Origin of the sequence: Streptosporangium lutulentum (genome assembly GCF_030811455.1) — a bacterium.
GTDB classification, from domain to species: domain Bacteria; phylum Actinomycetota; class Actinomycetes; order Streptosporangiales; family Streptosporangiaceae; genus Streptosporangium; species Streptosporangium lutulentum.
The window spans coordinates 1,308,163-1,328,540 of the sequence record NZ_JAUSQU010000001.1 but is presented as its reverse complement, the minus strand read 5'-3'; the positions used below and the strand labels follow the sequence as shown (position 1 = coordinate 1,328,540).

Here is a 20,378-nt window from a genome sequence, read left to right as displayed (position 1 = left end):
CCGGGAGCGTAGAGCCCCTTTAGCCGGACATCACTTACCTATGGGTAGTTAGGAGGCTAAATAATCAAATCTTGACAATTCATGTCCAGTTGGCCCGCGAGATCTGGCTTGCCTTGACCTAGAACTTGGTGCGGCGGTCGTCTGCGGGTACCTACCATGTATGAGAACTCTGGACGTGGGTTGGATCACCTGCGCCGTCTCCCCGCAGTGCACCGGATCAGCCCGGCAACCGTACGGGCGCTGTATGGCCCACCTGGATCCCGGCGAGCTGGACGACGTCATCCACGGTCTGTCCTCCGGCTCGGCGGTCGATCTGCGGGCCACCACCGTCAGCGGGCGCCTGCTGGAACGGATCCTGGCCGCCACGCACGGCTACCTGGGCCGCGCGAGGTTCGACTGGGCGCTCTTTCCCGAGAGCGTCAGGTTCGGCGACGTCGTGTTCGGCGGGGACGTCTCGTTCGACCACGCCCGTTTCCAGCGCCTCGCCTCGTTCTGCGACGCCCGTTTCGCGAGCAACGTCTCCTTCGGAGAGGTCCGGTTCGCCGAGGAGTTGTCCCTGCACGGTGTCACCGTCGCGGGTCACGCGGCCTTCGACCGGGTGTCCATAGGCAGCGACGCGCTGTTCGGCGAGGCCGTGTTCGGCCGTACCGCGTCCTTCGAAAATGCCGACTTCCAGGGGTTCGTCGCCTTTGACGACACCCGGTTCGCCGGTGACGCGACCTTCAGGGGCTGCCGGTTCCGCCGTACCGTCTCGTTCCGGAAGGCGAGGTTCGGCGGGCTGGCCGGGTTCGAGGCGGCGCGATTCGCGGCGGGCGGCTATCTGACCCCGGCCTCGGTCGGCCGCCACCTGACCCTCGCCGGCGCGTGGGCGGGCAGAGATCTCGACCTGGCCGCCGACGGCTGCTCGGTGGATCTGCGGCGCCTGCGGGTGGCCGGGCGGCTGACCGTACGCCTCAACGACGCGGACGCCGATCTCGAAGGAGCCACGCTTCGCGGCCCGGCCACGCTCAGCGGCAAGGGCACGGCCAGAGTGACCTCGCTGCACGGAGTCGACTCCGAAGAACTGGAGCTGACCGGCCTGGACCTCAGCGCCTGCCTGTTCACCGGGATCCTCCATCCCGAGCGCCTCCGCCTGCGCGACTGCTCTCTCGCCCTGCCCCAGCGCGGAGGGCGGGCGCTGCGCTGGTGGCGCCGACGCGCTTTCCGGGCCACCGACCCGGACCGATGAGGAGAACGCTCGCCGATCTCGGGCGAAGCGGACACGAGCCGGCTCGGGGTCTTCTCAGGGTGGTCCCCGATGCGCCGGCCCCGAAGGGACGACCAGGATGGGAGTGATTACCCTGAAAGGGATCATGCGGCTGGGGAGAACATGACGAGCACCGGTGTCATCGACGATTACGTGACCGGGCTCAGCCATGCCCTCAGAGGCCCGCGAGGCCCGAAGCTCGACATGATCACCGAAGCGCGCGACAGCCTGCTCGACACCGCCGAGGCGCTGGAGGGTGAAGGACTGGACCGGGCCGAGGCCGAACGGATCGCGGTCGAGGAGTTCGGCCCGATCAGCGAGATCGCACCGGGCTACCAGGAGGGGCTCTCCATATCGGCGGGACGCCGGCTGGCCTGCCTGCTGTTTCTCAGCGTGCCGCTGACCACGCTCATGTGGACCCTGACCTGGCGGACCCTCCCCGGCGACCCGGCGGCCTACGCGGCCTGGCCCTCCTGGTTCATCCCGGTCTCCCGCGGCCTGGACATCCTCCAGATGTTCGTCGGCGTGCTCGGCGGGGTCACACTGCTCGCGCTGAGCCGCGGCCTGCGCAGGATCCGGCGGCCCCGGCTCGTCACCCGGTCGCTGGCCATGCTGATCTGCGCCATACTGCCGATCACGCTCATCCTGAGCCTGGCGCTGACCTACGGCGCGAACGGGCCGGCGAAACTCTCCGGCCTTCCGCTGGGAATCCCGGCCGCGCTGATGACCTGCGCGTCCTGGCTGCTGCAGCTCTACTGCGCGGCCCGGTGCCTGCGTCTCACCCGGCGAGAGCCCGGCACCGCGCGGCTCGCGGACTCGATCACCGTGTGACCCGGGCTCCCGCAGCCCGCCGGACCCCTCACCGCGCGGCCCGAGGCTCCGGCACACCGCCCGTCACCGCACGGGCTCCTCACCGCGTGGCCCGAGGCTCCAGCACGCTGCCGATCGCGCCGGCGAACTCCCGCCAGGCGGAGCGCTCCCCGGCCAGCGCCGTACGGCCCGAGGGGGTCAGCCGGTAGGTGCGCCGCCTGCGCCCGCCCACCGTGGCCCACTCGCTGGCGAGGTATCCCGCCTGCTCCAGCCGCCGCAGCGCCGGATAGACCGTGCCGGTCGGCACGGTCAGCGCGCCGCCGCTGCGCTCCTGCAAGGCCTCGATGATCGCGTAACCGTGCAGGGGGTCGTGCTCCAGCACGGAGAGCAGCAGGGCGTCCATGTGCCCGCGAAGCGCATCGGTGTTCACGCGATCTCCCTTGACCGGCCGCTCGAAGACCGCGTCGTCATGCTCGACGGCTTGTTCACTTCGCTCGCTCACGTCATCAGCCTATCTCCCGTGTAGGCATCCTACATATAGGCCAGCTACATGTAGAGTGCCTATAGGTAGGCAAACACAACAAAGGAGGCGACGTCATGGATGTGCTCGACCTGGCCCGGACGCAGTTCGCCGTGACGGGGAGTCTGCACTTCCTGTTCGTCGTGCTGACCCTGGGCCTGGCCCCCCTCATCGCGATCATGCACACCCGCTATGTCATGACCGGCAAGCCACTCCATGAGCGCAGGACCCGCTTCTGGGGCCAGATCTACGTGATCAACTACGCGCTCGGCATCTTCACCGGACTGGTGATGGAGTTCCAGTTCGGCCTGAGCTGGAGCGGCCTGTCGCACTACGCCGGAGACATCTTCGGCGCCCCGCTCGCGATCGAGACGCTCGTCGCGTTCTTCCTGGAGTCCACGTTCCTGGGCCTGTGGATCTTCGGCTGGCACCGGTTGCCCAAGTGGCTCCATCTGGCCTGCATCTGGCTGGTGGCGCTGACCGCCTATGCCTCCGCCTTCTGGATCATGGTGGCCAACTCGTTCCTGCAGAATCCCGCCGGAGCCGTGGAGCGGGGCGACCACCTGGTCCTGACCGACTTCGGCGCGCTGGTCACCAACCCCATGCTGACCCTGGCGCTGCCGCACGTGATCGGCGCGGGCCTGTGGACCGGTGGTTTCGTGGTGATGGGGGCCAGCGCCTACCACCTGTTCAAGAGGACCGCCGAGCGGGAGTTCTTCACCGGCTCACTTCGCCTCGGGATCGTCACCGCGTTCGTCGGCTCGCTGATCACGGTCGGCTTCGGCTACGCCCAGTTCGCACCGCTCTCCACCTTCCAGCCGGACAAGTTCGAAGCCTCGCCGCTGACCGGGATCTCGCTCGGCTCCATGATCGGAATCGGGCAGTTGCTCCAGTTCCTCATCATGTTCGTGCTGCTGCCCACCGTGTACTGGCTGCCGCGCCGGCGCTGGGCCCAGCCGATCCTGATGGCGATCACCCCCCTGCCGTTCCTGGCCGCGATCCTCGGCTGGCTGGTCCGCGAGACGGGCCGGCAACCCTGGCTGATCTACGGCAAGCTGACCGTCGCCGACGCCATGTCCCCCGGCCTCACCTCCGGGATGATCACTGCCTCGCTGATCGGTTTCGCCGGTGTGCTCGGCCTGCTCGCCGTCGTCGACTACGTCCTGATCGCCCGCACCGTCCGTCGTGGTCCGGCCGCCATCGCCCTCGGCGCGGACGGTCCCGCCGACTCGACCGAGCGCGCGCACGCGCTCAGCTACTAGGGAGAGACCGTGGACATCCTCTGGTTCGGCGTGTTCGCCCTCCTGCTGATCGGCTACTTCGCCCTGGAGGGCTTCGACATCGGCCTGGGCATGCTGCTGCCCGTACTCGGCAGGACGCAGAAGGACCGGGACAGGATCGTCTCCGCCATGGCGCCGTTCGTCCTGGCGAACGAGGTGTGGCTGGTGGCCGTGGCGGGCGTGCTGTTCGGCGTCTTCCCCTCGATCGAGGGAGACGTGCTGTTCGGCCTCTACCCGCTGGTGGTCTCCCTGCTGGTCTCGTGGATCCTGCGCGACGCCGGGCTGTGGTTCCGGCGTCGTCTCGACGGCCCCGCCTGGCGAGCGGGCTGGGACTGGATGATCTGCATCGGTTCGTACGGTCTGGCGCTGAGCTGGGGCACGGCGCTGGTCGCCCTGGCCGGCGGCCTGTCCGGGCCGTCGATCAGCCTGCTCGGCCTGGGTGGCGGGCTGATCGTCGCGGCGGTGCTCGCCTTCCACGGCTGGACCTTCGCCTCCTGGCTGCTGCCCGGCCAGGTGACCGGTGCGAGCCGCACCGGTCGCGCGCTCCTGGCCTCGGCGTGCGCGGCCGGTGCGCCCGTCGCGGTGCTGCTCGTCGCGGCGGCCCCGTGGCTGCTGGACCACGTCGCGCCCACCGGGACGCTGAGTGTGTTGAGTGTCATGATCCTGCCGTTCGCACCGGTCATGGTGGGTGCGCAAGTATGGACATGGCGCACGTTCGGTCCCCGGCGTGCCGCCGACCGGATCCCGTCGTTCTTCTAAGGTTCACATGCACAAGGATCTTGTACGGCTGGCCCGGAGCGAGCGGGCCGTCCGCCGGCACCTGGCCCTGTGTCTGGCCGCCGCCGTGCTGGCGGGCCTGCTCGTCCTCGTCCAGGCGGAGCTGCTCGCCGGGGTGCTGTCCGGGCGGTTCGCGACCTCGGCCCTGATCCTTCTGGCACTGGTCGTCGGTGTCCGGGCCCTGTTCACCTTGCTGCAGGGCGTCGCCGCCGGGCGCGCGACCACCGGTGTGAAGTCGGTCCTGCGTCACCGGCTGCTGTCGCGGCTGCAGGAGGCGGGCCCCGCCAGACCGGCCTCGCAGCGTTCGGGCGAGCTCGTGACGCTGACCGGCCGCGGCCTGGACGCTCTCGATCCCTACCTGTCGGGATACCTCCCGGCGGTCGCGGTCGCGGGCGTCGTGCCGATCGCCGTGCTCATCCGGCTGTTCACCGCCGACCTGGCCAGCGCGGTGATCGTGCTGATCACGTTGCCGCTCATCCCGATCTTCGGGGCTCTGGTCGGCATGCACACCAAGGCCGTCACCGAACGCCAGTGGCGGGCGCTGTCCCGCCTCGGCGGCCATTTCCTCGACGTGGTGCGGGGCCTGCCCACGCTGCGGGCCTTCGGCAGGGCCCGGTTCCAGGCCGAGGTGATCCGGCAGGTGTCCGAGGCCCACAGGAGCGCGACGATGCGCACGCTCCGGGTGGCGTTCCTGTCGTCGCTGGTGCTGGAGCTGGCCGCGTCGCTGTCACTGGCGCTGGTCGCGGTGCCGGTGGGACTGCGGCTGCTGTCCGGGTCGCTGGACCTGCGGACCGCCCTGCTGGTGCTGCTGCTCGCACCGGAGGCGTACCTGCCGCTGCGCAACATGGGCAACACCTTCCACGCGGCGATGGAGGGGGTCGCGGCGGCCGACGAGACCTTCGCCGTACTGGACGGGCCGGTGAAGCCTCCGTCCCACCAGGACGGCCCGTCCGGCGCGAACGCTAACGCGGGCTCGGGGACGGGGACGGAAACGGTCGCGGGAGCGGTTACGGGGCCGGTCGCGGGAGCGGGAGCGGGCGCGGACGCGGGGACGAGAACGGGGGCGGGGGCGGCGCCGGAGATCCGGCTGGAGAACGTCACCGTGCGCTATCCGGACCGCGAGGAGAGCGCTCTCGAGGACGTCTCGCTGGTGATCGCCCCCGGCGAGCGGGTGGCACTGGTCGGCGAGAGCGGCGCGGGCAAGAGCACCCTGCTCCACCTGCTGCTCGGCTTCGTCACCCCCGCCTCGGGCAGGGTGCTGATCGACGGTGTCGAGCTCACCGGCCACGACTCCTGGCGTGGCCGGCTGGCGTTCGTGCCGCAGCGCCCGCACCTTTTCGCCGCCTCGGTGGCCGACAACATCAGGCTCGGCGCCCCGGACGCGACGATCGAGGAGGTCAGAGCGGCGGCGAAGGCCGCGCACGCCGACGAGTTCGTGGCCACGCTGCCCGACGGCTACGACACGATGCTCGGCGAGCGCGGCGCGAACCTGTCGGCCGGGCAGCGGCAGCGGGTCGCGCTCGCCCGCGCGTTCTGCCGCCCGGCGACCGGCCTGCTCCTGCTGGACGAGCCGACCGCCCGGCTCGACGGCCGCAGCGAGAGCGCGGTCGTGACCGCCACCCGCGATCTGGCCGACGGCCGTACCGCCGTGATCGTGGCCCACCGGCCGGCGATGATCGACCTGGCCGACCGGGTGATCAGGATCACCGAAGGCCGGGTGGTGTCCGACCTGGCGGCCGGCCCGAGAGCCGGCCGGGCGGCCTACGCCGGACGCGACACGGCCGGCGGTGTTCCGCCGCGGAAAGCCGAGGAGACCTCGTGAATTCGACACGCGAGACCGAGGAGACCCCGTGAACCCGACGTGGAAGGCCGAGGAGACCCCGTGAACCGGATGAGTGGACGGCTGGCCCTCGCCGCGGCGGCGGGAGCGGCGGCCGAACTGGCCGGGGTCGGACTGATCGGATCGGCGGCATGGCTGATCACCAGGGCCGCCGAACAGCCGCCGCTGGCGGCGCTGAGCGTGGCGATCGTCGGGGTCAGGGCGTTCGCGACGACCAAGGGCGTCTTCCGGTACGGCGAGCGCCTGGCGGGGCACGAGGTCGCGCTGCGGGCCCAGGCGGCGACCAGGGAGCGCCTCTACCAGGCGCTCATCCCCGCCGGACCGCTGAACCAGCGGGGGGCGGACCTGCTCAGCCGGATGGTCGACGACACCGACGCGGTGCAGGACCTGCTGGTCCGCTGCCTGCTTCCGGCGGCTGCCGCGCTGGTGACCGGCGTGGCGGCGGTCGTGATCGGGCTGTTCCTGCTTCCGGCGGCGGCGCTGGTGCTGCTGGCCGGGCTGCTGGTGGCCGGCGTGCTCATTCCCGCCGGTGCGGCCGGTGCGGCGCGGCGCTGGTCGGCGCGGATCGCACCCGCGCGGGCCGATCTGGCCGCCCGGGTCGCCGACCTGGTGCACGGCTCCGCCGACCTGGCCGCCTACGGGGCGAACGACCGGGCACTGGCCGCCGCGGCCGAGGCCGATGCCCGCCTGGCGGCGTTGGAGCGCCGGCGGTCGCGGGCGAACGCGGTGGCGAGCGGGCTGGGCATGTTCACCCAGGGCCTGACCGTGGCGGCGATCGTCGGAGTCGCACAGAGCGCCGGAACGAGCCCGGTCGCCGTCGCGGTGCTCGCGCTGACCTCGCTGGTGTCGTTCGAACCCGTCCTGCCGATGGCCGGCGCGGCCGAGCGGCTGACCGGCGTCCTCGCCGCCCTGCGCCGCCTGAGGGAGGTCCGCGCGACCCCGCCCGCCGTGACCGAACCGGCCACGCCCGCCTCCGTTCCCGAGGGGCCGCCGACCGTCGAGGTCGAGGACCTGGTGGTCCGCCACAGCGCCGACCGCGCTCCCGCGCTGAACGGCGTCAGCCTGACCCTCACCCCCGGCAGGCGCGTCGCCCTGGTCGGCCCCAGCGGCGCCGGCAAGAGCACCCTGCTGTCCGCCCTGATGCGCCTGGTGGAGCCCGAGTCCGGGACGATCCGGTTGAGCGGCGTGGACATCGCGGAGCTGTCCGCCGATGACACCCGGCGGATGATGACGGGGCTGACCCAGGATCCCTACGTGTTCCAGGCGTCGCTGAAGGACAATCTGCGGCTGGCCGGGCCGGAGGCCGGCGACGAGGAGCTGGCGGAGGCCGTACGGCGGGCGCGGTTGGAGCGGTGGGTGGAACGGACCGGGTGGGACGCCGTGCTCGGCGAGGACGGGCGGACGGTGTCCGGGGGGCAACTTCAGCGGCTCGCGCTGGCCCGGGCGCTGCTCAACGATCCCCCGGTGCTGCTGCTGGACGAGCCCGCCGAGGCGCTGGACGAGACGGCCGCGGACGCCCTCATGGCCGACCTGCTGGACGCGACCCACGGTCACACGACGCTGCTGGTCACGCACCGCCTGCGCGGGCTCGAGCGGGTGGACGAGATCGTCGTGCTGGAGAACGGCTCGGTGGCGCAGCGGGGCACCCATGAGGAGCTGGTGGACTCCCCCGGTTACTACCGCGACCTGTGGCACTCGGAGGCGCTGACCGCCGGACGGTGACGGCCCCGCGAAAAAAAGATGTGCCGTCGGATCCGCAGCGGCTCCGACGGCACATCTGTCTGTGGGGTGACTCTCCGACCACTCCCCCGAGGGTCACTGCGAGGGCGCGGGCGCCTCGACGAGGGTCACGGTGACGGTGTGGGGCTGTCCGTCGCGGACGTAGGCGACGACCACCTTCTGTCCCGGCTTGAACCCGCGCACCGCGCCGACCACGGTGTTGCCGTCCTCGACCGGGGTGGCGTTGATCTTGGTGATCAGGTCGCCCTGCTTGAGTCCCGCCTTGTCGGCGGGGCTGTCCGCGGTGACCTGGGCGATCAGGGCGCCGCCCGCGTCTCCGGTGGCGTCGGTGAGGCTCACGCCCAGGAAGGCGTGGGAGACCTTGCCGTTGTCGATGAGCTGCTGGGCGACCTGCTTGGCGGTGTTGATCGGGATGGAGAAGCCGACACCGATGCTGCCCTCGCCGCCGTTGGTGGCGATGGCGGTGTTGATGCCGACCACCTGGCCGGAGGCGTTCACCAGCGCGCCGCCCGAGTTGCCCGGGTTGATCGACGCGTCGGTCTGGATCGCGCCGCCGATGGTGGTGGCGCCGCTCCCCTGCTGCTGCTGCTCCGGCCCGCCACCGCCCTGCTCCTGCCCACCGGGCCAGCCCGGCGGCAACTGCTGCCCGCCACCGGGCCAGCCCGGCGGCATCTGCTGCTGCGGCCCCTCGTCGTCCCCGACGGTCAGCGTGCGGTTCAGCGCGCTGACGATCCCGGCGGTGACCGAGCCGGACAGACCGAGCGGGCTGCCGATGGCGAGCACGTAGTCGCCCACCTCGAGCGCGTCGCTGTCCCCGAGCGAGGCCGGGGTGAGGCCGGAGATGTCATCCGCCTTGATGACCGCGAGGTCGGTCGTCGGGTCGGTACCAATGATCTTCGCACTGGCGGTCTTGCCGTCGCTGAACTTGACGGTCATCTGGCCGCCCTGCCCCCCGGCCTCCACCACATGGTTGTTGGTCAGGATCCGGCCGTCCTCGGACAACACGACGCCGGATCCCTCTCCGCCGCCGTTCGCGGTCTTGACCTGGATCGACACCACCGAGGGCTGGACGGCCTTGGCGACGTCGGCGACCGTCGTCACCCTGCTGACAGGGCTGACGACCGGGCTGGAGGAGGAGGCCGCGATCGTGGGACTACCGCTGAAGCTGGTAGCGGCGAAGGCCCCCGCCACACCACCGCCGATGGCCATCGCGGCCAACGCCAGCCCGGTACCCAGTTTCTTCGCCGTGCCGATCCGGCCTCGTTGGGCGGGCGCCGCCGGTGTTCCGAACGTCCCGGCGGCGTACGGCTCCGGCGTCGGGTGGATCATCGTCGGCTGCGGCCCGGTCACTCCTTCAGCCCCGTAGGCACCCGCACGCGGTGGAACCTTGCCGAACTGGCTCCAGCCGTCGTTCCCGGGGGTCGCCGCGGCCGGCGTGATCTCCTGCTCATCCTTGTTCGGGTCCATGTCTTCCCCCAAGTCCTACGTCCGCTCCCGCGTCACCGGAGCGGCGACCGGTGTCTCCCGGTACCCCAAACAATGCCCGAGAGCGTATAAGACCTGGTTAAGCGGATGATCGGGATGATCCAATTCTTCTGACAACCGCTTTATCAGTCGTGGTCAGAGCCAGGATCGGCGGGCGCCGGACGACGAAAAAAACAGCTCTCACCGGGTCTCCCGCGGATGACGCGAGGGCCGCCTCCATCGCTCCGCGAGCACGGACGGCGCGCTGCCGTATCGACCGAAGGCCGGCCGGAGCCCGGCACCGCTCCGCGAGCACGGGCGGCGCACTGCCGTATCGGCCGAAGGCCGGCCGGAACCCGGCATCGCTCCACGAGCGCGGGCGGCGCGCTCGTCCGGGAGGTCGATTCAGGGCTTGGCGGGCCGGTACTCGTCGCGAAGGAGGCGCTTGTAGAGCTTGCCCGTGGGATGCCTGGGCAGTTCCTCACGGAAGTCGATCGACTTCGGGCACTTGTAGGGCGCCAGCTGGGAGCGGCAGTACTCGATCAGCTCGGCCTCCAGCCCGGGACCCGCCAGGTCCATCGAGACCGGCTGGACGACGGCCTTGACCTGCTCGCCCATCTCCTCGTCGGGGACGCCGAAGACCGCCACGTCCGCCACCTTCGGATGGATCGAGAGGATGTTCTCGGCCTCCTGCGGGTAGATGTTCACCCCGCCCGAGATGATCATGTAGGAGCGCCGGTCGGTGAGGTAGAGGAAGCCTTCCTCGTCGAGGTAGCCGATGTCGCCGAGGGTGGTCCAGCCCCGGCCCTGCGGATCCTGCGAGGCTTTCGTCTTGTCCTCGTCACCGTGATAGACGAACCGGGGGCCGTCGGAGAAGTAGACGGTGCCGTGTTCGCGCGGCGGCAGCTCGTTGCCCTCCTCGTCGCAGATGTGCGTGACGCCGAGCAGCGGGCGGCCGACCGTGCCCTTGTGCTTGAGCCAGTCCTCGGAGCCGACGTAGAGGAAGCAGTTGCCCTCGGTTCCCGCGTAGTACTCGTGGATGATCGGTCCCCACCACTCGATCATCCGTTCCTTGACCGGAACCGGGCAGGGGGCCGCGGCGTGGATCGCGCACGTCAGCGACGAGAGGTCGTACCGCCCGCGGGTCTCCTCCGGCAGCTTGAGCATTTTGATGAACATGGTCGGCACCCACTGCGAGTGGGTGACCCCGTACCTCTCGATCAGCGCGAGCGCCTGCTCGGGGTCGAACCTCTCCATGACCACGATCGTCACGCCCAGGCGCTGCATGGTCATGCAGTAGCGCAGCGGAGCCGCGTGGTAGAGCGGCGCGGTGGAGAGGTAGACGCTGTCGGCCGAGGGCGCGAACAGGAACTGGATCAGTTGCAGCAACGCTCCCGGCGCGTCCATCGGCGCCCGGGAAAGGGAGGGTTTGACCCCCTTGGGCCGCCCGGTGGTGCCGGAGGAGTAGAGCATGTCCATGCCCTGGCACTCGTCGTCGAGAGGCGTGACCGGGTGGGCGGCGACCGCCTCCTCGTAGGAGTCGAATCCGGGGGCGACGCCGTCCAGCATGAGCCTGAGCTCGACCTTCGGCGTCACGTCCGCGATCGAGGTGGCCACGTCGGCCAGACCCGCGGAGGAGATGAAGACCCGGGCCTCGCAGTTGTCCACGATGTAGGCGAGCTCGTCGCTCTTCAGCCGCGAGCTGATCGCCGTGTAGTACAGACCCGAGCGGTGCGCCGCCCACGCGACCACCAGGAACAGCGGATGGTTCTCCAGCATGAAGGCGATGTGGTCACCCGGCCGCAGCCCCGACGCGCGGAACAGGTGGGCGAGACGGTTGGACTCGGAGTCCAACTCCCGGAAGGTGACGACCTTCCCTGAGCCCGCCATGATCACAGCGGGTTTGTCCGGCAGAACGGCCGCGATGGCTCCGGGGTGCATAAAACCGAACATTACTCGGTTTGATGTTCGGTGAGAAGTGCCACAACGCGGCAGGGCCGCGACCTCGGAGGAGGTCACGGCCCTGCATTCGGGGGTGGATCCGTCGCCGGCCAGGTGCGGCCACAGGCGGATCAAGGGTGACTGCGGGTGGATCAGGCGCTGTAGATGGACTTCCAGCTGCCGTGGTAGCCCTTCGGCTCGCCATAGCTGCCACGGCTCACCTTGACGTAGATGTCCTTGGCGTTCTTGCCGCTGAAGGAGTAGGACGCGGTGGACTTGCCGCAGTTCTTGAAGCTCTTGTAGGAGCTCGAACCGTTGAAGTTCACGACCCTGAAGGTCTCCCACGCGCAGCGGTACCGGGGGTCACCCCACCACTTGGAGTTCTTGAGCGTGCTGCTGACGGTGTAGTTGTACTCGTGAACCCACTTCCACACGTGCTTCTTGTAGGGCTTCTTTACCCAGTGGCACTTCTTGTCGCCCTTGTGCCATTTGCACTCTTTGACGACTTTGTACTCCGTCTTCCAGTACCACTGCTTCTGGGACGTCTTCTTCACTATGACCTTGCCCTGCGCCCGCGCCTTCCCGTCGCTGGAGAAGTACGAGCCCCAGGTGTCGTAGGAGGACGAGGAGCCGAAGCCGGACCCGCCGGGGATCACGGTGACGACCTGACCGGGGTTGGGGCCGGGGGTGGCGGCGTTGGCCGCGACCGGGGCGCCTACCGCGAGGAGGGCGGCCGCGCCGGCGCCCACCATGATTCGGGTGGTGATTCTCATTTCGAGGGCCTCTCGGGGGTGAGGTTTCTGACATCCCCGTTGTACGGCCTACCGATTGACAGCCACTTAAAGCTCGCTTAAAAGACGAGGCCACACCAATGATCAAATCAGAAATCTTTCCGGATAAACCATAAGATTGCCGTAAATGATCATTGATGTGGCCCGTTGATCATCAGCTTGTGGCGGAAATGACCGCACCCTTGTACGTCTGCTCGATGAACTGCTTCACCTCGGGGCCGGCGAGCAGTTTCGCCAGCTTGACCACGCGCGGGTCGTTCTCGTTTCCGGCCTTCACCACCAGGCCGTTGGAGTAGGGGTTGCCCTCGGCCTTCTCCAGCACCAGCGAGTCTTCGGCCGGGTTGAGGCCGCTCTCCAGCGCGTAGTTGCCGTTGATCACGGCGGCGTCCACGTCCTCCAGCGAGCGGGGCAGCTGCGCGGCCTCCAGCGGCTGGAACTTCAGGTTCTTGGGGTTGTCGGCCACGTCGCGCTCGGTGGCCGCGACGCCGACGCCGTCCTTCAGGGTGATCAGGGAGTTGTCGGCCAGCAGCTTCAGCGCCCTGCCCAGGTTGGTGGCGTCGTTCGGCAGGGCGACGGTCGCGCCCTGGCCCAGCGAGGCGGCGTCGGTGATCTTCTTGGAGTAGAGCCCCAGCGGCTCCAGGTGAACCGCCTGGACGAAGGTCAGCTTGGTGCCCTTGGAGGCGTTGAAGTCGTCCAGGTAGGGCCGGTGCTGGAAGTAGTTGGCGTCGAGCTGGCCCTCGTCGAGCTGCACGTTGGGCTGCACGTAGTCGGCGAAGTCGATGATCTCCAGGTTCAGCCCCTCCTTGGCGGCGAGGTTGTCCTTGACGAACTTCAGGATCACCGCGTGCGGGACCGGGCTGACGCCGACCTTGAGCGTCTCCTGGGCCGAGGCTGCGGTCGTCGCCCCGCCGCCGGTGGCGGGCTCTGACGATCCGCAGGCGGTGAGCGCCAGGACCAGGGCGGTCGCGACGGATGCGATCGCGGAGAGTTTACGCACGGTGTGCTCCTCTTGGGTGGGAAAAACAGAGGCCCCCGCTCGTGGCGGGTCCTCTCGATGACGAAGAATCAGTGGTGTGCGAGACGCCGGGCGACGACGTCGCCCAGGGTCTGCACGAGCTGGACGATCGCGATCAGCACGACGACGGTGACCACCATGAGGGTGGTCTCGAAGCGCTGGTAGCCGTAGCGGATGGCCAGGTCTCCGAGCCCTCCGCCGCCGATCGCCCCGGCCATCGCCGAGTAGGAGATCAGCGCGACCACGGTCACGGTGAGCCCCGCGACCAGGCCCGCCATCGCCTCGGGCAGCAGGACCTTGCCCACGATGGTCGTACGACTGGCGCCCATGGCCTGGGCCGCCTGCACCTTGTCCCTGCCGACCTCACGCAGCGCGGTCTCCACCAGCCGGGCGAAGAACGGCGCGGCGCCGAGCGTCAGGGGGACCACCGAGGCGGTGGTGCCGATGGTGGTGCCCACGATCAGCCTGGTCAGCGGGATGACCGCGATCATCAGGACGATGAACGGCAGCGAGCGGCCGATGTTGACGATCACTCCCAGCACCCGGTTCAGCACCGGAGAGGGGAACAGCCCGCCCCGGTCGGTGACGATCAGCGCCACCCCGAGCGGCAGCCCGATCAGCACCGTGAACAGGGTGGACAACAGGATCATCTGGACGGTCTGCAGCGTCGACTCCGCGAGCAGCGGAGCCATCTCGTCCCAGGTCATGCGATCTCCTTCACCTGCGACGCGACCGGGGCGCCGGCTCGCGCGGTCTCCGGGGTCTCCTCGACCAGCAGGCCGCGCTCGGACAGGTAGGTGAGAGCGGCGGCGCGCCCGTCACCGGTGAGGCGCAGGCGAAGGCGTCCGGCCGAGACACCGGCCACCTCCTCCAGGACCCCGCCGAGGATGGAGACGTCCACGTCGAACGTGCGGACCACCTGTGACACCACGGGCTCGTCGGCCTGTCCGGTGAAGGTGATCGTGACGGCGCCGGGCTCCGACGCGGGAAGAGGGAACAGCTCCGCGGTGAGCCGGGATCCGGGCTTGGCGATCAGCTCCGGAATGGGCCCCGACTCCTCGACCCGGCCGTCGCGCATGATGGCCGCCGAGTCGCAGATCGACTTGATGACGTTCATCTCGTGAGTGATCAGCAGGATGGTCAGGCCGAGTTCCCGGTTGAGTCTCTTGAGCAGGGCCAGGATCGACTGCGTGGTGCCCGGGTCGAGCGCCGAGGTGGCCTCGTCCGACAGCAGGACCGAAGGATTCCCCGCCAGCGCCCGGGCGATGCCCACCCGCTGCTTCTGCCCGCCGGACAGCTGCGCGGGATGCGTCTTGGCCTTGTCCGCCAGACCGACCAACTCCAGCAGCTCGGCGACGTGTTTGGCGCGTTCGGCCTTCCCCACTCCCATCACCTCAAGGGGGAACGCCACGTTCCCGGCGACCGTACGGGAGGACAGCAATGCGAAATGCTGGTGGATCATCCCGATCCGCTGCCGCGCCCGGCGCAGCTCGCCCTCTCCCAGCCTGGTCAGCTCCTGCCCCGCCACGGAGACGGTGCCCGCGGTGGGACGCTCCAGGAGGTTCACGCAGCGCAGCAGAGTGCTCTTCCCGGCACCGCTCTGCCCGAGCACGCCGAAGATCTCACCCTCGCGGACGTGAAGGTCGACGCCGTCGATGGCGACCACCTCGCGGCCCCGATCTCGATAGACCTTTCTCAGGCCCGACACATCAATCACAGCTGTTCCCCAACGTCAGTGAATCTGGCGAAAAGACTTCAGACGGGGAAACGGCTAGCGCGTGCCGGGGTGGAAGGGGAGATGGCTCAGACGACGCAGGACGAGATGGTCCGCGGTGCAGGTCATGGTTGAGGGCCTTACGGAGGGAACGGACAGGGGGCAGAATTCAGCGCATCGAGCACATGCAGCTCATAGAGCACATGCGGGGTATTGCCCCCATACACACGTCCTGACACATGCCTTGACACATGACCCGGCCCTGCGGGGTCATGCCGACATCGTCTGCCACGTTCACGCCTGCCTCAACACGTGACCTGCTTACCCTAATTCCCGACATGTTATGTGATAGCGATCACGTTCCAACAGTCCATTTTCGAAGATTCGTCCCAGTGTGCCCTTTATGTAACCTGGCGGCTCCTCCGGAACGGCCGGCGCCGTATTCCTCCGACCGGCGTCTCACGTGCGACGACAAGGACAACGAACCGACCCGGCCCGCCCATTCCACGCCGTCCGGCCGCGCGGGCGGACGTCAAAAAACCCGCGAGCCGCGCTGCCGCTCACGGGGCTTCACCGCCCGCCCGCGAGACCTCACCCTGCCGGAACGCTCGTGCCGTTCAGGCCGGAGCCACCGCTCGCGCCGTACATCGCGCTGGGGGCGCCGGTGACGAACGCCCAGTAACGGTCACCGTACGACCAGTGCCACCACTCGGTGGGATAGTTCACCAGGCCCACCGCCGTCAACGCGCCGATCAGGGTGCGACGGTTGTCCCTGGCCTCCTGGGAGATGTCGGGTGACGCCGTGTAACACGCCCCGTCGGGGCCGGTAGGGGTGGCGTTGACCTCCGTTCCCATCATCAGTTCGATCCCCGCGTCCGTGCACAGGGTCACATCGACGGCCGCGCCGGCGACGTGCGGCGCCACCTCCGGCGGGGAGATGTAACGACCGGCCTCGCAGCGGAGCCGTTCGGCGCTCCAGTCGGGGTGGAGTCCTCGCAACTCCTCGACCGACTCGGAGAAATACTGCTCCTGCAGCACGGGCGGCCGGTATCCCTCCACGACGAGGAACCGGAGTTCTCGCGGAAGCAGGGTCTGCGCGGCCACGAGCTTGCTGGCGACACTGGACCGCAGGTGAGCGAAGGCGCCCGCCGGGTCCGCCAGCCGCATGTCGATACGGAACACCCCCATCTCACGGAGGTCGACCAGAGGTTCGCCGCACTCCTCCACTCTCAGTTCGAGGATCCGAGGATCCGACAAAAGTACTATTTCTGACATTTCACTCACGTGCTCCATTCTCTGGCGATCTTTCGGGCACCTGACCGTTCCTGGAGAGAACATTCAGGACAAACTTGGTGCTTTGCCCGTTAGCACCGCTTGTGGGATCCATGTCGCTCTTCATGGATGGAGAGAACGGCGAAAACGGTTCTCGGTCCGATCCGCAGGGATCGGACCGAGAACCACTGAGCAGGGGGCCGGAACTCAAGGGGCGAAGCCGCCGGCGACGACCTTCTGGTCGTCGCCGTGGTAGACCGTGGCATCGCCCCAGCCCCGGTTGCGACAGGCGTGCACCGTGCCGTCGGGGAAGAAAGAGATGATCTCGTCGTGGCCGTCACCGTCGATGTCGGCGTGACGGACGTCGGCGTTCGTCCACACGTACTTGGAGAAGTCGGCGCACCACTCGCTGTTCCGGAACCGGACGCCGTCCGCGGAACCGCGGCCGATCACGGGTTTCCAGGACCGGAACACTCCGGTGCGGTAGTTACAGCCGCTTCCCGCGGGGTTCTCCTTGTTGCGACTCGCCTTGCCGAGCTCGGCCTGGGCCGCGGAGACGATCGTGTCGCGGCCGGCCGCCGAGACCGGGGTGACCCCGACGATTTCCAGGCCTACGGCCACGATCGCACTGACGGCCACACCTGCGGCGATGCCACGGGCGCCCGCACGGTGCTACGGGGAGAAGACGTTCATCGGTGTTTCCTCTTTCGGCAGTTCGTTCCGTCGCCGAAAGGATCCACCAAGGCGCTTCAACTCCCCTGTAAGGATCCTGTAGTCGTTTTTACAGAACCGTGGCCGGTCCTTACAGGGGAGCGTTCTTACAGAGGAGCCGGGCAGAGCTCTCCGTACTCGCGGGAACCGTACATGCGGAAGACCTCGATCGCCTCCGTTCTCACCTTCCCGGCGGTCACGGCATCGCCGCGTTCGGCGTGCACCATCGCCAGGTCCCGCAAGGTCCGGGCGCGGAACAGCGGGAGATCCAGCGCCTCCCACAGTCTCACCGACTGGTTGAGACGGCTCTCCGCCTCGTCGAGACGGCCCTCGGCGAGGTGCAGCTCTCCGAGGGTGCGCAGGGTGATCGCCTCACCGTACCGGTCACGCAGGGAGCGCGTGATGACGAGTGCGTCCTCCAGCGGCTCCAGCGCCTCGTCGTGGCGGCCGAGCCGTATGCGCGCCTTGGCCAGGGTCCGCACGGCGTAGGACTCGAGAAGCTGGTCTTCGAGCTCGCGGAAGATCCGTAGCGCCTGCTCGGCGAGTTTCTCGGCCTGATCGGGTTCGGCTCTGGCCAGGTGGTGGAGAGCCATCGTGCGCATGGTCAGCGCCCTGCCCCGGCTGCTCCCCATCAGCTCGTACAGGGTGAGCGCCTCCTGCAGGTCCGTCCATGCCCGGTCGAAGTCGCCCCGTTCCAGATGGATGGACCCGACCAGACGCTTGACGTGGGCGACGGCTGCGTCGTCTTCCTGAGCACGCCACATCTCCTCTGCCCTGCCGAGGAAGTGAAGCGCTTCCGGCAGGTATCCCTGCTCGCGGCAGGCGTTGCCGAGTCCGACGAGGGTGGCGCACTCTCCTCGGGCGTCCTTGGCGGCACGGAACATGGATAGTGCCTGGCTGAAGTACTCCCGTGCCTCGTGGTAGCGATCCTGCTCGTAACAGAGCTGGCCCAGTTCGGCGAGGAGCGTCGCCTCGCCCGCGGTGTTTCCGTTGCGTCGCGCGACAGCGAGGGCCGCGTCATGCGTCCGGTGCCATGCCTCGAAGAGGTTCTCCACGACGAAGACCGAGTGGCACAGGGCGGACGCCAGCTCGACCGCGATCTCGTCCAGATCCATCGCCGACGCCAGCTCGACCCCGACGATCAGCGTCTCCTGCGCGGTCCTGAACCAGGCGGGCGGATCGGCGAGCACGGCCTGCGCGACCTCGGGATCCACCGGGGTGGCCAGCCGGTAGGAGGATCGCATGGCGATCCTGCTCAGCGGCTCGGCCACGGTCATCCTCTCGATCAACCAGAGCCAGCCGCCGAGCACCCGGGTCACCGCCTCGGTCCGCTCCTCGTGAGACTCCTCCGCCTCGGCGCGTTCCCTGGCGAACAACCGGATGAGATCGTGGAGCCTGTAGCGGACCTGCCCGGTCTCGTCGACGCCCTCCACCTCGACGAGCGAGGCGTCCACCAGCTGTTCCAGCTCCTGCTCGGCCTCGTCGGGGCTCGTCCCGATCGCCGCGGCCGCGACCCAGGCGGAAAAGTGCGGCAGGCCGAGCAGCCCGAGGTGGCGTAGTGCTCCTCTGGCGGATTCGGTCAGCAACTCGTAGCTCAGCCCGATGCTCGCCCGGACCTCCTGGTCCCCCACCATCAGCTCGTCCAGCCGCCTCCGCTCGTCGTTGAGACGCTTGACCAGGAGCTTCACCGGCCACTGGCGACGCGAGGCCAGCCTGGCGCCGGCGATCCGGATCGCGAGGGGCAGGAATCCGCACTGCCGTACGACCATCCGTGCCGTGTCCGCCTCTGCGGTGATCCTCTCTGCGCCGACGATGCGGGAGAGAAGGGCGAGCGCCGCGTCCTGGGTCAGTACTCCGAGCTCGGTCAGGGCCGCGCCCGCGAGGCTTGGAAGCCTGTTCCGGGAGGTGATCAGTACGGCGCAGCCCGGTGAGCCCGGCAGGAGTGGCCTGGCCTGACGCTCGGTGGCCACGTCGTCGAGCACCACCAGCATGCGACGGCCGGCGAGCAAGGTGCGGTACTGGTTGGCCCGCTCCTCCAGGGTCGCCGGAATCGCCGGCGAAGGCGTGCCCAGCTCTCGTAGGAGCCGCCCCAGGACCTCCTCGGACGTCGCCGCGGCCTCGGTGGTGCCACGCAGCTCGACGTAGAGCAGGCCGTCCGGGTAGAGGTCGGCGATCTCGTGGGCGACACACAGCGCGAGAGCGGACTTACCGGTGCCTCCGGCTCCCGAGATCACGCAGATCGGCATCGCGGACGGCTGGGCCAGGGAGGCGCGCAATGAGGCGATCTCATCGGTCCGGCCGGTGAAGTCGGCCGGGGCCGGTGGCAGCTGGTACAGCTTGCCCGACTCGGAACCCGGAGCGGAAGAAGCCGGGGAGGCCGGGGAGGAAGGAAGAGGGGCGGAGGGCGGGACGGGTGGTGAGGCGGTGCCCGGCTCCGTCGGCTCGGAGCTCACCGTCGGCGACAGACTGGGATCCGAGCGCAGGATCGCCTCGTGCGTCTGCCGCAGGTCGGGGCCGGGCTCGATGCCCAGCTCCTCCGCCAGGACCTGCCTGCCCTGCCGGTACACGGTGAGCGCGTCTCCTCGCCTTCCGGCCCCGTTGAGCGCGATCATGAGGTCACGGCGCAGGTGTTCGTGCATGGGATGGCGTGCCACCAGCGTCGTCAGCTCCCCGACGAGCTGATCGTGGCGGCCCAGCGCGAGCTCGGCGGATATCCGCTCCTCGGTGACGGTCAGCCGCAACTCGTCCAGCCGTCCGGCCTCGGTGAGGAGCGGGGAGTCGCTGATCCCGCCGAGGGCGGGACCTCGCCAGAGCGCGAGAGCCGCCCGGAGAGCCTCGCTCGCTTTGTGGTGACGGCCTTCGACCGCGGCTTTCCGCCCGTCGGCGACCAGTCGCTCGAACACGGCACGGTCGAGGGTTTCCGCCGGGATGTCGGCGAGATAGCCCACCCGGTGCGACACGATGACAGACGGCAGCCCGGCACGGTCGAACGACCGCCGCAGCGACGAGACATAGGTCTGCAGGACCGCCCGCGCGGTGTCCGGCGGATCCTCACCCCACAGCACCGCGACGAGCCGCTCAGCCGGGACGACGCGTCCCTCGTCGAGCAGTAACGCGGCCAGCAGAGTGCGAGGTTTCGCTCCCCCGAGCGACACCTGACGGTCTCCGACCCAAACCTCTACCGGACCGAGGAGTCGAAACTCCATGTGCCCTCCCCAAGGCATCCCCGAAGATCTCTGAGATTAGATCGTGTCCGG

General features: G+C 69.1%; 16 protein-coding genes. 6 read left to right on the top strand and 10 right to left on the bottom strand.

Annotated elements, in window-relative coordinates; all coding sequences use genetic code 11:
- Positions 1-160: 160 nt before the first annotated feature.
- Together J2853_RS05485 and J2853_RS05480 are read left to right on the top strand one after the other, a co-directional pair.
- Positions 161-1,228, top strand: a complete 1,068-nt coding sequence (locus tag J2853_RS05485) for a pentapeptide repeat-containing protein (protein WP_307555587.1) — start codon at positions 161-163, stop codon at positions 1,226-1,228.
- Positions 1,229-1,369: 141 nt separating this feature from the next.
- A complete protein-coding gene (locus J2853_RS05480) occupies positions 1,370-2,077 on the top strand; it encodes a permease prefix domain 1-containing protein (protein ID WP_307555586.1) in 708 nt (235 codons plus the stop codon).
- 79 nt (positions 2,078-2,156) lie between these two features.
- On the opposite strand, the gene J2853_RS05475 is transcribed toward J2853_RS05480, so the two are convergent.
- Positions 2,157-2,558: a helix-turn-helix transcriptional regulator gene (locus J2853_RS05475; protein ID WP_442480513.1), complete on the bottom strand. Its 402-nt coding sequence runs from the start codon at positions 2,556-2,558 to the stop codon at positions 2,157-2,159.
- A 95-nt stretch (positions 2,559-2,653) separates the two neighbouring features.
- Here J2853_RS05475 and J2853_RS05470 point away from each other — a divergent pair, with 95 nt between their 5' ends.
- From J2853_RS05470 to cydC, 4 genes are all read left to right on the top strand, one after another.
- The gene (locus J2853_RS05470; RefSeq protein ID WP_307555585.1) at positions 2,654-3,838 is read left to right on the top strand and encodes a cytochrome ubiquinol oxidase subunit I; all 1,185 of its coding nucleotides are present in this window, start codon (positions 2,654-2,656) and stop codon (positions 3,836-3,838) included.
- A 9-nt stretch (positions 3,839-3,847) separates the two neighbouring features.
- Entirely contained in the window at positions 3,848-4,615 is a 768-nt protein-coding gene (locus tag J2853_RS05465) for a cytochrome d ubiquinol oxidase subunit II (protein ID WP_307555583.1), read from the top strand.
- A gap of 7 nt (positions 4,616-4,622) precedes the next feature.
- Complete coding sequence (gene cydD, locus J2853_RS05460) at positions 4,623-6,455, top strand: thiol reductant ABC exporter subunit CydD (protein WP_307555581.1); 1,833 nt, start codon at positions 4,623-4,625, stop codon at positions 6,453-6,455.
- A 69-nt stretch (positions 6,456-6,524) separates the two neighbouring features.
- On the top strand, positions 6,525-8,195 hold the full coding sequence (gene cydC / locus J2853_RS05455) for a thiol reductant ABC exporter subunit CydC (protein WP_307568612.1): 1,671 nt from the start codon (positions 6,525-6,527) through the stop codon (positions 8,193-8,195).
- 93 nt (positions 8,196-8,288) lie between these two features.
- On the opposite strand, the gene J2853_RS05450 is transcribed toward cydC, so the two are convergent.
- The 9 genes from J2853_RS05450 to J2853_RS05410 all read right to left on the bottom strand — a co-directional run bounded on the left by J2853_RS05450 (position 8,289) and on the right by J2853_RS05410 (position 20,327).
- The gene (locus J2853_RS05450) at positions 8,289-9,680 is read right to left on the bottom strand and encodes a S1C family serine protease (RefSeq protein WP_307555579.1); all 1,392 of its coding nucleotides are present in this window, start codon (positions 9,678-9,680) and stop codon (positions 8,289-8,291) included.
- 402 nt (positions 9,681-10,082) lie between these two features.
- A complete protein-coding gene (locus tag J2853_RS05445; protein WP_307555578.1) occupies positions 10,083-11,618 on the bottom strand; it encodes an acyl-CoA synthetase in 1,536 nt (511 codons plus the stop codon).
- A gap of 152 nt (positions 11,619-11,770) precedes the next feature.
- Complete coding sequence (locus tag J2853_RS05440; RefSeq protein ID WP_307555576.1) at positions 11,771-12,391, bottom strand: hypothetical protein; 621 nt, start codon at positions 12,389-12,391, stop codon at positions 11,771-11,773.
- Positions 12,392-12,563: 172 nt separating this feature from the next.
- On the bottom strand, positions 12,564-13,406 hold the full coding sequence (locus tag J2853_RS05435) for a MetQ/NlpA family ABC transporter substrate-binding protein (RefSeq protein ID WP_307555574.1): 843 nt from the start codon (positions 13,404-13,406) through the stop codon (positions 12,564-12,566).
- Positions 13,407-13,474: 68 nt separating this feature from the next.
- Positions 13,475-14,131 carry a methionine ABC transporter permease gene (locus J2853_RS05430; protein ID WP_307555572.1) on the bottom strand — a complete coding sequence of 219 codons (657 nt, stop codon included), beginning with the start codon at positions 14,129-14,131 and terminating at the stop codon, positions 13,475-13,477.
- Entirely contained in the window at positions 14,128-15,141 is a 1,014-nt protein-coding gene (locus tag J2853_RS05425) for a methionine ABC transporter ATP-binding protein (RefSeq protein ID WP_307555570.1), read from the bottom strand. The genes J2853_RS05430 and J2853_RS05425 overlap by 4 nt, the downstream gene beginning before the upstream one ends.
- A 588-nt stretch (positions 15,142-15,729) precedes the next feature.
- Positions 15,730-16,413: a M15 family metallopeptidase gene (locus J2853_RS05420; RefSeq protein WP_307555568.1), complete on the bottom strand. Its 684-nt coding sequence runs from the start codon at positions 16,411-16,413 to the stop codon at positions 15,730-15,732.
- A 204-nt stretch (positions 16,414-16,617) separates the two neighbouring features.
- Positions 16,618-17,049 (bottom strand): hypothetical protein, encoded by a 432-nt coding sequence (locus tag J2853_RS05415; protein ID WP_307555566.1) that lies wholly within the window; start codon positions 17,047-17,049, stop codon positions 16,618-16,620.
- Between the two features lie 179 nt (positions 17,050-17,228).
- Complete coding sequence (locus tag J2853_RS05410) at positions 17,229-20,327, bottom strand: AfsR/SARP family transcriptional regulator (protein WP_307555565.1); 3,099 nt, start codon at positions 20,325-20,327, stop codon at positions 17,229-17,231.
- Positions 20,328-20,378 lie beyond the last annotated feature (51 nt).

Coding starts and splice junctions, on each gene's coding strand:
- J2853_RS05450 (WP_307555579.1), bottom strand. CDS start 9,680: ATGGACCCGAACAAGGATGAGCAGGAGATCACGCCGGCCGCGGCGACC.
- J2853_RS05480 (WP_307555586.1), top strand. CDS start 1,370: ATGACGAGCACCGGTGTCATCGACGATTACGTGACCGGGCTCAGCCAT.
- J2853_RS05440 (WP_307555576.1), bottom strand. CDS start 12,391: ATGAGAATCACCACCCGAATCATGGTGGGCGCCGGCGCGGCCGCCCTC.
- J2853_RS05470 (WP_307555585.1), top strand. CDS start 2,654: ATGGATGTGCTCGACCTGGCCCGGACGCAGTTCGCCGTGACGGGGAGT.
- cydC (WP_307568612.1), top strand. CDS start 6,525: ATGAGTGGACGGCTGGCCCTCGCCGCGGCGGCGGGAGCGGCGGCCGAA.
- J2853_RS05485 (WP_307555587.1), top strand. CDS start 161: ATGAGAACTCTGGACGTGGGTTGGATCACCTGCGCCGTCTCCCCGCAG.
- J2853_RS05420 (WP_307555568.1), bottom strand. CDS start 16,413: ATGTCAGAAATAGTACTTTTGTCGGATCCTCGGATCCTCGAACTGAGA.
- J2853_RS05445 (WP_307555578.1), bottom strand. CDS start 11,618: ATGCACCCCGGAGCCATCGCGGCCGTTCTGCCGGACAAACCCGCTGTG.
- J2853_RS05410 (WP_307555565.1), bottom strand. CDS start 20,327: ATGGAGTTTCGACTCCTCGGTCCGGTAGAGGTTTGGGTCGGAGACCGT.
- cydD (WP_307555581.1), top strand. CDS start 4,623: ATGCACAAGGATCTTGTACGGCTGGCCCGGAGCGAGCGGGCCGTCCGC.
- J2853_RS05430 (WP_307555572.1), bottom strand. CDS start 14,131: ATGACCTGGGACGAGATGGCTCCGCTGCTCGCGGAGTCGACGCTGCAG.